The 11,383-nt window shown below is 62.5% G+C and carries 12 protein-coding genes; 2 read left to right on the top strand and 10 right to left on the bottom strand.

Going from position 1 to position 11,383, the window contains the following annotated elements; genetic code table 11:
- The coding region (locus J0I79_RS33810) for an AAA family ATPase (protein WP_292870140.1) at positions 1-745 on the bottom strand (745 nt) is incomplete at its 3' end.
- 65 nt (positions 746-810) lie between these two features.
- Positions 811-1,929 carry a DNA polymerase III subunit beta gene (gene dnaN, locus J0I79_RS33805; protein WP_292870137.1) on the bottom strand — a complete coding sequence of 373 codons (1,119 nt, stop codon included), beginning with the start codon at positions 1,927-1,929 and terminating at the stop codon, positions 811-813.
- Positions 1,930-1,949: 20 nt separating this feature from the next.
- Between dnaN and J0I79_RS33800 the strand changes: the two genes are divergently transcribed.
- Positions 1,950-2,198 carry a hypothetical protein gene (locus tag J0I79_RS33800; protein ID WP_292870134.1) on the top strand — a complete coding sequence of 83 codons (249 nt, stop codon included), beginning with the start codon at positions 1,950-1,952 and terminating at the stop codon, positions 2,196-2,198.
- 37 nt (positions 2,199-2,235) lie between these two features.
- Here J0I79_RS33800 and dnaA read toward each other — a convergent pair whose 3' ends face one another.
- From dnaA to J0I79_RS33775, 5 genes are all read right to left on the bottom strand, one after another.
- Positions 2,236-3,708: a chromosomal replication initiator protein DnaA gene (gene dnaA, locus J0I79_RS33795; protein ID WP_292870130.1), complete on the bottom strand. Its 1,473-nt coding sequence runs from the start codon at positions 3,706-3,708 to the stop codon at positions 2,236-2,238.
- Positions 3,709-4,629: 921 nt separating this feature from the next.
- Positions 4,630-4,896 (bottom strand): 30S ribosomal protein S20, encoded by a 267-nt coding sequence (gene rpsT / locus J0I79_RS33790; RefSeq protein ID WP_027026587.1) that lies wholly within the window; start codon positions 4,894-4,896, stop codon positions 4,630-4,632.
- A 281-nt stretch (positions 4,897-5,177) separates the two neighbouring features.
- Positions 5,178-5,951, bottom strand: coding sequence for an enoyl-CoA hydratase (locus tag J0I79_RS33785; RefSeq protein ID WP_292870126.1), 774 nt, complete (start codon positions 5,949-5,951; stop codon positions 5,178-5,180).
- Between the two features lie 85 nt (positions 5,952-6,036).
- Positions 6,037-6,927, bottom strand: a complete 891-nt coding sequence (mutM, locus tag J0I79_RS33780) for a bifunctional DNA-formamidopyrimidine glycosylase/DNA-(apurinic or apyrimidinic site) lyase (RefSeq protein WP_292870123.1) — start codon at positions 6,925-6,927, stop codon at positions 6,037-6,039.
- Complete coding sequence (locus tag J0I79_RS33775) at positions 6,920-8,161, bottom strand: phosphopentomutase (protein ID WP_292870120.1); 1,242 nt, start codon at positions 8,159-8,161, stop codon at positions 6,920-6,922. The genes mutM and J0I79_RS33775 overlap by 8 nt, the downstream gene beginning before the upstream one ends.
- A gap of 141 nt (positions 8,162-8,302) precedes the next feature.
- Between J0I79_RS33775 and J0I79_RS33770 the strand changes: the two genes are divergently transcribed.
- The gene (locus J0I79_RS33770; RefSeq protein ID WP_292870117.1) at positions 8,303-9,220 is read left to right on the top strand and encodes a phosphate/phosphite/phosphonate ABC transporter substrate-binding protein; all 918 of its coding nucleotides are present in this window, start codon (positions 8,303-8,305) and stop codon (positions 9,218-9,220) included.
- A 6-nt stretch (positions 9,221-9,226) separates the two neighbouring features.
- On the opposite strand, the gene J0I79_RS33765 is transcribed toward J0I79_RS33770, so the two are convergent.
- The 3 genes from J0I79_RS33765 to J0I79_RS33755 form a co-directional block, all read right to left on the bottom strand.
- Positions 9,227-9,850, bottom strand: coding sequence for a TadE/TadG family type IV pilus assembly protein (locus J0I79_RS33765; RefSeq protein ID WP_292870143.1), 624 nt, complete (start codon positions 9,848-9,850; stop codon positions 9,227-9,229).
- Between the two features lie 41 nt (positions 9,851-9,891).
- Entirely contained in the window at positions 9,892-10,482 is a 591-nt protein-coding gene (locus tag J0I79_RS33760) for a TadE/TadG family type IV pilus assembly protein (RefSeq protein WP_292870114.1), read from the bottom strand.
- 131 nt (positions 10,483-10,613) lie between these two features.
- Positions 10,614-11,036 (bottom strand): pilus assembly protein N-terminal domain-containing protein, encoded by a 423-nt coding sequence (locus J0I79_RS33755; protein WP_292870111.1) that lies wholly within the window; start codon positions 11,034-11,036, stop codon positions 10,614-10,616.
- Positions 11,037-11,383: the final 347 nt, after the last annotated feature.

The following is an 11,383-nucleotide window of genomic DNA, read 5'->3' as shown; positions in this document are numbered from 1 at the left end:
GAAACCGCTCCTCGACATCGACCGCTGGTGTGTTTGTGATCTCAGCCTCCAGATCGCCCGAGAGGCCGATGTCTGCCTGCGGAAACGGTCCGGAATCGGGGAGCCTGTCGATCATCGCAGCCAGCAGGCGCACCATCTCGGCGCGCGCGGCGGCGATTGCCACGCCTGTCTCGGCCATCTGTGTCTCGATCGCCTCGAACCAGCCGCTATCGCGCGAGCCTTCCGTCAGCAGGCGGTTACGGCCGCGCATGGCCTTTTCGTAGTCAAGTGCGCGCTGGCCATGACCGGGATCGATCGCCAGCACCAGCCGGTCGAGGAAGCGCCGGCGATCGCCGGCAGGCCCCGTGAACAAGGCATCCATGGCCGGGGTCAACCAGACGACGCGCAGCCATTCCAGCATGTCCTCGGCCGAGCGGGCCGTGGCGCCGTTGATACGCACCCGCCTGCCGCCTTCGCTTTCGCCGCCGGAAATGCCCGTGCCGATCTCGACCTCGCCATCAGGTCCGGCAAGCCGGGCATGCAGCGCAAAACCGCCATCGCCGCCTTCGCGGGCAACGTCTCCGTAGGGCGCGCGGCGCAGGCCGCGTCCTGGCGTCAGAAAGGAGATCGCTTCGAGCAGATTGGTCTTGCCAGCGCCATTGTCGCCGGAAAACACGACTGCACCCGGGGCGAGATCGATCGCCAGCGTCGCGTAATTGCGAAAATTGGTAAGCGTAAGCTTACTTATATGGGTTTGTTCCGGCAACCGCTATCCGCCTGTAGAAGTCGCCGCGGCCAGAGCCTGTCGCCGCCCGGCAAACGCCGCGCGGGCTATACCCGCATCGGCATCAGCACGTAAAGTGCGGTTTCGTCGGCCATGTCATGGATGAGTGTCGGCGAACCGGCGTCGGCGAGCATGAATTTGGCTTCGCTGCCGGTCAACTGCGCGGCGACATCGAGCAGGTATTTGGCGTTGAAGCCGATTTCGATCGGGTCGGCGGAATAGTCGGCCGCGAGTTCCTCCGTGGCGCTGCCGGAATCCGGATTGTTGACCGCAAGCATCACCTGGCCTTCGCTGATCGAAAGCTTCACGGCGCGGCCGCGTTCGGAAGAAATGGTCGACACGCGATCGACCGCCGCCGCGAAGCTCTGGCGGTCGAGGATCAGCTTCTTGTCGTTGCCGGTTGGAATGACGCGCTGGTAGTCCGGGAAGGTCCCGTCGATCAGCTTCGAGGTCAGGACGACGCTGCCGATGGTGAAGCGGATCTTGGTGTCCGAGAGTTCGGTGGTCACGGCGATATCCGGATCGTCGACCAGTTTCTGCAGCTCGCTTACAGTCTTGCGCGGGATGATGATGCCCGGCATGCCTTCCGAACCCGCCGGCGCGTCGATCTCGGCGCGCGCCAGGCGGTGGCCGTCGGTCGCCACGGACCGCAGCTTGAGCTTGCCGCCGACCTCATGCGTGTGCAGGTAGATGCCGTTGAGATAATAGCGCGTCTCTTCCGTGGAGATGGCGAACTGCGTCTTCTCGATCAGACCCTTGAGGGCGACCGAATCGAGCCGGAAGATATGCGAGAAGGAACCGGCCGAAAGCTCGGGAAAGTCGGATTGCGGCAGGCACTGCAACCTGAAGCTCGAGCGGCCCGACGTCACCGTCATGGCGTTGCCGTCCTCATCCGTCTTCAGCATCACCTCGGCGCCGTCCGAGAGCTTGCGCACGATGTCGTAGAGCAGATGTGCCGGAACCGTCGTCGCTCCGCCGCGCTCGACCTTGGCGGGGGTCGCTTCCGTCACCTCCAGGTCGAGGTCGGTCGCCTTCATTTCGAGGCTGGCGCCCTCGGCGTTGAGCAGCACGTTGGACAGGATCGGTATGGTGTTGCGCCGTTCGACCACGCGATGCACGTGGTTGAGCGACTTCAGGAGATTTGACCGTTCCAGGATAACACGCATGACGAAACAGGCTCGCTTGAATGGATGAGCGGGTCTCCGGCTGGCGGCGCCCCGCGAAACGTCTGAACAGGCTTCAGAATCTGTGTAAACTGACAGGAAAAAACCAGCAAACGCAAGCCCGCGCCACCGGTTCGGGCCGGCTGCGCGGGCTTTCTGGGGATAACGGCCGCGAAGACGGCCGGCGCGGGCGCCAAATCCTGAATCCGGATCGTCCGCCGACCTTGTCGCGAACGATTTTCCGGTTTCTGGCCGGGCAGGCAAGCCGTTGAATTGCGAGGCAGTTCAGGCTTGCCTGTCCCGGGCGGATCAGGCCTGGTCGTTGATCAGCCGCCGCAGCAGCTCGAGTTCCTGCGCCAGCGTGTTGTCGGCGCCGGAAAGGTCCTCGATCTTGCGCACGGCGTGCAGCACGGTGGTGTGGTCGCGGCCGCCGAAGCGCCGGCCGATTTCAGGCAGAGAACGGGGCGTCATCACCTTCGACAGATACATGGCGACCTGCCGCGGCTTGACGATGGTGCGCGTGCGCCGGTTGGACAGCAGTTCCGTCTTCGACACGTTATAGTGGCGAGCCACGATGCGCTGGATGTCCTCGATGCGGACCCGCTTCGGCTCGCCGGTGCGGTAGATGTGGCCTAGGATCTCATCGATGCGGTCGATGGTGATCTGCGGCTCGAACGACTGGCGGAACAACAGCTGATTGAAGGCGCCTTCCAGTTCGCGGCCGCTGCCAGTCACGGTGCGGGCGATGTGGTTGAGGATCTCGTCGGAAATATCGAGCGAGGCGTCATCGATCCTGGCGTTGGTCAGCCGCAGCTTGAGCATGCCGAGCCGCATGGCGAAGTCGGGCGCCGACATTTCGAGCGCGACACCGCCATTGAGGCGCGAACGGACGCGCGGCTCAAGCGATTCAAGCTCGGATGGCGGCCTGTCGGCGGCGACAACGACCTGCTTGGCGCTGTCGAGCAGCATGTTGATCAGATGGCAGAATTCATGCTGGATCGACTTGCCCTGCAGGAACTGCATGTCGTCGATGATCAGAAGGTCGATGTCGCGCAACTGCTCCTTGAGCGTCAAAGCGTTGTTGTCGCGGATGGCGGTGGCGAAGCGCCACATGAAATACTCCGCCGTCAGATAGACGACGCGCGACTTGGGGTTCTGCTTCAGCGATTCCGCCGCGATGGCCTGCAGCAGGTGCGTCTTGCCGAGACCGACGGTGGCGTGCAGGAAAAGCGGGTTGAAGCGCACGGCGCTCGATTGCGATTCCGCCACCGCCTTGGCGGCTGCGAACGCGACCCGGTTCGACGGGCCTTCGATGAAGGAGCCGAACGTATAACGCGGGTCCAGCGGCGATCCCAGAACGTTGTGGCGGAACTCGCTCTCGGCCGTGGCGCCCGCACGCGGCGCGGCGGCCCGCTCGACCCTGCCTGGGCTCGCCGTGCCGGCGGCCAGCGCTGTCTGCGTCTGCCGCGTCATCTTGCGCGCCGGCGCCAGTTCCGGCTCGGCAGGGCCGCGGCCCTGCCGGGTGGCCGTGCGAACGACGATCTCGATCTTGAGAAGGTCGGCGTCCTCCTGCTTCCACAGCTCGGAGATCAGGTCGAGATAGTGGCCGTTGATCCACGAGCGCAGGAAAGCCGTCGGCACCGAGATGCGGACAATGCCCTTGGAGGCCTCCGCGACCTTCATGCGACCGAACCAGCTCGAATATACCTCGGTTCCCAGACGCGCCTTCAACTGGGCCTTGACCCGGTCGAACTTCTGCTCCGCGTCGCTGGAGACCGCCATCTCGTCCGCTCCGATCAGATTTCCTGGAAATGGGATGTCATTCGTATGCTCCCTTTCGACGCCGCTCTGCATGATCGAGTTCCTTGTCTTTGTACCTGTTTTCCGCTGGGGATGCGCCTCCTGCATCCGTGTTCCAGCGACTGCACTTTGCTACGATGCCCGCTGCCGCCGCTGGCAGATGAGCCTCGCCCACTATCTCAGGGAACCGGTGCCGGCCCATGGAAGCCAGTCCGCGTTGGGTACGTCAGGGCAACACAACACCGTCCGGCGAAAAACGCCGGCGCGCCGTCGACCTGCCATGTCTAGTTACGCCAGTCCCCTACCGTATCGAAAAAGACCAAACAACCCCGTCCACGGACTTGATCCGCGTCGCAAATCCCGCCAATTTCAGCTGGCCGATTGAGGCTGGGTTAAGGGCCAGAGCCCGTCCCTTTCGATGGATGGACATTACCGAAATCGCTGTGGATAGGGCAAGGCCACGTCTAACGGATTTTTAAGGAATCTGGTTAGTTTGGACGAGCCGGAGCGGCATGCCGCAACGGCATATTTTGACAAAGCCATTGTGAATCAAAACCTTTTCCGGCGAATATGAAAAAGCCGGGCTGCCGCGAAATTTTCTGAAATAATTCGCTTGACAGCCAGTTGTCCTACCCTCCCTTCGGAGCGGTGTGGACAAGTTGTGGATGACCACTGGTAACTATCTGGAAAATATAGCTTATTTCTGACGGTTAAGAATTTTTGAGCCGCCACTTTTCAAGCGCGTCAACCATCAGCTTGCATGCATGTGCCGGCAAAACATTTCGAAGCCCGGCGCCCGCCTTGGACGCCGTTTTTGGGCATTCTTTTTAAGTACTTGCCGGCAAACGAAAAAACCCGGCGCGACCGCCGGGTTTCATGGAAGACCAGCCTAGTGAGGCGATCTTAGGCCGACAGCACCTTCAGGCGCTGGGCCAGACGCGACACCTTGCGGGACGCGGTGTTCTTGTGGATGACGCCCTTGGTCGCGGCGCGCATCAATTCCGGCTCGGCGGCCTTGAAAGCAGCCTGCGCGGCAGCCTTGTCGCCCGAGGCGAGTGCCTCCTCGACCTGGCGGACATAGGTGCGGACGCGCGAGCGGCGGTTCTTGTTGATCGCCGCGCGGCGGGCGATCTTGCGCGTTGCCTTTTTGGCCGAGGATGTGTTGGCCATGATGCCTCTCTTCTGATCTGGTCGGCGCATGCGGCATGCCGCAGGGCGCAAAAAACAAACGGGCAGCAACGGGGCCGCCTCGGTTGGTGCGGCTTATAGTTCAGCTTTTCCGGCGCGTCAACGCCGCCCGGCGTTCTTTTTGGCCGATGCACGGCTTTCCTGTGCCGGCCGGCGCCGCGCTAAAGTGCGTTGCATGGAAACGGATTCACAAGACGCGCTTTAGGGCGTTGTCTGATGCATGTCGTTGTCGCAAAATCGAGGTCACTTTTGCGCGACATGCATTAGCGGTTGGTGAAATTCGGTTTCCGCTTCTCGGCGAAAGCCGCCATGCCTTCCTTCTGGTCCTCGAGCGCGAAAAGCGAATGGAACAGGCGGCGTTCGAAGCGCAATCCCTCAGTCAGCGTCGTCTCATAGGCGCGGTTGACGGCCTCCTTCGCCATCATTACCGAGGGCAGCGAGAAAGCGGCGATCTTGGCGGCCGCCTTGACCGCCTCCTCGACGAGTTCGCCCGCCGGTACGACCCGTGAGACCAGGCCGGAGCGTTCGGCTTCCGCCGCGTCCATCATCCGTCCGGTCAGGCACATGTCCATTGCCTTAGACTTGCCGACGAAGCGGGTGAGGCGCTGCGATCCGCCCATCCCGGGGATGACGCCGAGCGTGATTTCAGGCTGGCCGAATTTGGCCGTGTCGGCGGCAATGATGAAATCGCACATCATCGCCAGTTCGCAGCCGCCGCCCAGCGCATAGCCGGCAACGGCCGCGATGACGGGCTTTCTGGCCCTGGTCAGGTCTTCCCAGCCGATGAACAGGTCCTGCAGATAAGCATCCGCGAACGAGATCGATTGCATTTCCTTGATGTCGGCGCCGGCGGCAAAAGCCTTCTCGGAGCCGGTTATCACCACGGCGCCGATGCCGGCGTTCGCTTCATAGCCTTTCACGGCCGCGACCAGTTCGGCCAGAAGCTGGAGGTTCAGTGCGTTGAGCGCCTGCGGCCGGTTCAGCGTGATCAGCCCGACCTTGCCGCGCGTCTCGGTGATGATCGTTTCATAGGCCATGGCTGCTTCTCCTCGCTCGATCCGGTCTGTTTCTCTGTTTGACGCAATTTTCAGGGGAAGCGCTCTACGCTTCCCGCGCTCTAACTCACCTCTGACACGTCCGGCAGTAGAAGGTCGAGCGCCCGCTTTGTACGACACGCTCGATGTGCCCACCGCAACCAGGCTTCGGGCAAGGCTCGCCCTCGCGATCATAGACGGCGAAGGAATGCTGGAAGTAGCCCAGCGAACCATCGGTGTGCACATAGTCGCGCAACGACGATCCGCCGGCGGCTATGGCATCCGAAATGACGGAGCGGATAGACTGCGCGAGGCGCTCGCTCTGTTCTTTCGCCTTCTTGCCCGGCTTGGCGATGGTGCCGGCCTCGCGCAAGGGCGACAGGCCGGCGCGCCAAAGCGCCTCAGACACATATATGTTTCCAAGCCCGGCAATCAGCCGCTGGTCGAGAAGCGCCGCCTTCAGCGGCGACCTGCGGCCCGTCAGCAGTGATGCCAGCAACTCGCCATCGAGCGTGTTGCCGGTTGGCTCGACGCCAAGTCCGGCCAGCATCGGATGTGTCTCCGGCGGCTCTTCCGCGAACAGCATGAAACCGAACCGGCGAGGATCGTTGAAGATCACGCGCGACCGCGTGCCCGCGGCCGACTCGACATGGAACACGACATGGTCGTGCGTTTCGCTCTTCGAGCGCTCGTGGTGGAATACGCCCGGGGTCTCGCTGTCGTCTCCGGTTTCGATGCGAAAGGAGCCGGACATGCCGAGATGGCAAATCAACACCGGGCCGTTCTGCACATGCATGGTCAGATATTTGGCGCGACGGCCAAGCGCGGTGATGGTCTTGCCGGTGAGCCTTTGCGAGAACTTTTCGGGAAAAGGAAAGCGCAGATCGGGCCTGCGCGCCTCCACCCTGGCGAGGCGGGCGCCTTCCAGAACCGGCTGCAGCCCGCGCCGGACCGTTTCGACTTCGGGCAATTCAGGCATGGCCGCCTATCGTCTTGTGGAATGAAGTGCCGTGGCGGCCGCGCGCCAGCCGCAGATGTTCGGCGACGGTCTCGCCGATATCGGCGAATGTCGTCCTCAGCCCGATATCGCCGCCTTTGAGACCGGGCCCCATGCCGATCACCGGAATACGCTCGCGTGTGTGATCGGTCCCGCGCCAGGTCGGGTCGTTGCCGTGATCGGCGGTCAGGATGAGAAGATCGCCATCTTTCAGCTTTGCAAATGCCTCCGGCAGCCGCCGGTCGAAGGCCTCGAGCGCGGCTGCGTAGCCGGCGACGTCGCGGCGATGGCCGAATTCGGTGTCGAAATCGACGAAATTGGCGAAGACCAGATCGCCGTCGACGGCGTCGTCGATCGCACCCAGCGCCTGGTCGAACATGGCCATGTTGCCGGCGGCCTTGCGCACCTGCGAAATTCCGCGATGGGCGAAGATGTCGCCGATCTTGCCGACGGCCAGCACGCGGCTTCCCCGCGCCGTCAGCCGGTCGAGCAAGGTCGGCTCCGGTGGAGGCACCGCGTAGTCGTGCCTGTTGTAGGTCCGTTCGAAGGTGGCGGCGGTTTCGCCCACGAACGGCCGCGCGATCACGCGCCCGATCCTGAGCGGATCGACCAGCCGGCGCACCACCTTGCAGAATTCATAAAGCCGCTCCAGGCCGAAATGCTCTTCATGCGCGGCGATCTGCAGGACAGAATCTACGGACGTGTAGCAGATCGGCTTGCCGGTGCGGATGTGTTCTTCGCCGAACCGCTCTATGATCTCGGTGCCCGGTGCGTGGCAATTGCCGAGAATGCCCGGCACCTTGCCCTCGCGGATCATCGCTTCGGTCAGATCGGCCGGAAAGGCGGGAACCGTGTCGGGGAAATAGCCCCAGTCGAAACGCACCGGCAGGCCGGCGATCTCCCAATGGCCGGATGGGGTGTCCTTGCCGCTCGAAACTTCTTGTGCCGCGCCATGGAACGCATTGGCGAGCAGATCCGTCCCGAAATGGGCGAACTCCAATCCCGTCGCCGTCCCGGCCGCCTTGCCAAGACCGAGCGACGCCATGTGAGGGACAAACAGCGGCCCTTCACGAAGTCCCCCGCGATCCGCGCGCCCTTCGGCGCAGGCTTCGGCGATGTGGGCGAGCGTGTTGGCGCCGGCGTCGCCATAGCGTTCGGCGTCGGCCGCGCCGCCGATACCGAAGGAATCCAGGACGAAAAGGAAAGCACGCGCCATCGGGTAATGTTGCCAGTGTGGACGACCAGACATAGGGTTCCCCGACAGCGTTGGCAATTCGGAAACCAAACGGCAACGGCTTGGCGCGATAGTCGGGATCAGCCTGATGTCCCGGATCGAAGAGCAAATGACGGTCTTTTCATGAAAGCTGCGTGGGCCGCCCTGATGATTGTCCAGGGCGCGGTCTGGTCCGGACCGGCGCTTGCCGACTGGCGCGACGATATCGGTACGTTTCGCATCGGCGTCATTGCCGAACCCGGCGGCGGCAATACCATTCCGGGGCTGTCGCAACTGACGGAGGCCTTCACCAATGCTCTGGGCATGAAAGTGGAGTTCTTCGTTGCCCGCGACTATGCCGCGCTGATCGAGGCGCAGGCCAACGCCAGGATCGAATACGCCATCTATTCGTCGACCGCCTACGCCACCGCGCTGCAGCGCTGCGGATGCATCGAGCCGCTGGTGGCGCCGGTCGATTCCGACGGCGCGGCCGGAATACGCTCCGTGTTGCTGACCATGGACGGGAAGTTGCCCGGGCTGGCGGCCATGTCGACCCATCGGATCGCCATGGCGCCGGCCGACAGCGTCGGCGGTTCGCTTTTGCCGCTGGCGGGGCTGGCCGCCGACCATGTCGGCATCACCGAAAATGCGCCCTTTCTGATCCATGCGGATTCGGCATCCGCCGCGGAAAAGATGTTCTTCGACCGGCAGGCCGACGCTTTGTTCGGTTGGGTGAGGGCGGCGGCCGACGGACAGCCGCTGCTGTCGGGCGGTACGCAGGCAAGGCTCGAAATGTCAGGCCTTTCGGTGTCGGCTCTCCAGGTCGTATGGACGTCGGGTCTGCTGAGATACGGCCCCCATGCCGTGCGCAGCGATCTCGACCCGGAGGCCAAGCGCCGGCTGACCGTGTTCCTCACCAACCTCAAGTCGACGACGCCGGATATCTACGATCTCCTGGAATCGAAACATTCCGGTGGCTTCCTCACCGTCGCTCCCAAGGACTATGCGGTAGCGGAAGCGATCGTGCGCTTCGTCTCGGCCGACGGCGGCGGGCAGCGGTAACGGTTCTCAGCAATCGCTGCAGGGGATCGTCAGGCTTCTGCGCGGGCGCAGATAATATGTCTCGCCCATCCCGATCGTGGTGGTAAGCGATTGCGTCAATCCAAGCTTCTGCTGGGTGTCCGTCGACCAACTGATGATCGGCGCATAGCTGAGACTGCTCTGGACGCGGATGAGGAAGGTGCCGGCGACCCTGAGTGTTGTCGGAACCGTGGTCGTCGCGGGCAGGGTGGTGGCGATGCTGGCGACGCCATTGACCATTTTGCGCGACCAGACCACGTTCGTCCTGGGCGGTGTATCGTTGGTGACCTGTATGGCCGTGATGGTGATGCTCGGGGTCGAGCGGTTGTAGGGCTGGATGGTCGAGGTGCCGATCTGCATGATGGCGTCGAGATCCGCCTTGACGATGGTCGGCTGCTGCGTGACGAGATCGGCGACCATGCTGCCGATACGGCTGACCTTCTTGCTGGTCTCGATAGCCTGCGAGGCCTCCATGGTCATGAAATAAAGGATCAGCAGGATCGGCACGATGAGAGCGAACTCGACCGCCGCGATGCCCCGGCGATTGGACCAGAACCCGGCCGTCTTGCTCTTGATCGCTGCAATTCCCAGATGTGCCCCCGCACGCATCATAGCCACTGCCTTTTTCTTGTTTTGTGCTTACGCCAGCTAGATCAATTGTTGAACGGCTCGTTCTGCCAGGTCACCGACGCGAAGTGCAGCGTGCGGCCGCCGCTCAGATTGGCCATCGACTTGGCCATCAGGTCGGTCATCACGGGCCATTTGTAGAAGACCCGCAGCATGTTTCTCGATTCCGCCAGGCCCGGCGAATTCGCGAAGGTCTGCGAACTGGTGCCCTGCATCAGCACGACATCGCCGTTCTGGATCTTGAAACCCGCCTGGGCGGCGTCGGCGAAAGTCGCGTACTGGCGAAGGTCGACGAGAAGCTGCTGCGGGCAATCCGTGGAGACGATGATCTCCAGCCTGTCGCAGATCAGGTTCGTCAACTTGTTTCCCGCGACGTCGGCCGGCCTCAACTGGCCGGTGCGCAACTGGCGCGCGATATCGTCGGTGATATTGGCCATCACTTCCTGGCCGGCAAAGGAGATGCAGCTTTCAAGGATGGCGAACACCAGCATGGCGAACGGCAAGGCAAGCAACGCGAATTCCAGCGCGGTGCTGCCGCGGCGGTCGCGAACGAAGCGCTTGAAGAACCCGATGCGCTTCATCTTGCGCTGACCTGTCGAGCCGAATTCGTTGCTCATGTTCCTGTTCCTGCCATTCCTGGACGGTCCCGGCAGGTGTATTAGCGCAAACCAATTGAGGTCCGGTTTGAATGATCGTTAAAGTCGCGGCGGGCTTTTTAACCGGCTGGTAATCTGTACGGTGACCGGTCCTATTTGCTCACGCTCATCTCGGCTTCGGAGGATTTTTCCGCCTCGCTCTTGTAGGAGCTTTCGCAATAGGGCGTGCACGACATGGTCTGGACCTCGGCACGCCGGTAGATGCGAACCGACGAGGCAGCCTGCCGGATCACGGTGACTTGCGCGTCGACGATCGGGCTGCCTTGCTGGTCGAGAACGACGAGATTGGTGACGCCGAAACCCTTTCCGGTGAGCACGATCGTCGAGGCATCCTGGACGGAGGCGTCGGCGATCGCCGGGTTGCCGACCACGATGGTATCGGCCGGGCGTGACAGCTTCACGATCTTGGCCTGATTCATGGTGACCTCGATGCCGGCGCCGGCTCTCGCGGGCGCGATGAAGCTCGCGGCGACAAGAAGCGCGGTAATCAGGATTGACGGTCTCGGCGCGGCCATGAAGGCGCTCCACACAGGCGGACTGTTCAACGGAACATGAACGAGATTGGTGAACCAACGGTTAAGAACCAACGGTTAAACGGGCAGGCGGCCCAGGCCGGTTCCGATCGCTTCGGTCCTTATACGCGCGCGAAGCCATAAATTTCCCTTGGCCCTTGCCGCTTGCGGTGTTGGCCCGGGAAGCGGCATTTTAGCCGGCGCTTAGGAGGCAGTTAACCACGCAATATCTTCAAGCCGGGAAAGGAATCGGTAAGGCTGTTTATTAAGCCGATCGAAAGAGCTTCTGCCTAGATTGCCAGCATCCGATCAACCACCACAGAAGTTGACGGAAGTGCTGTAACACCACG

The sequence above is a fragment of the Mesorhizobium sp. genome, assembly GCF_017306585.1.
Classification (GTDB): Bacteria; Pseudomonadota; Alphaproteobacteria; order Rhizobiales; family Rhizobiaceae; genus Mesorhizobium.
The sequence above is the reverse complement of the archived record's forward strand: the minus strand, read 5'-3'. Positions and strand labels throughout refer to the sequence as shown.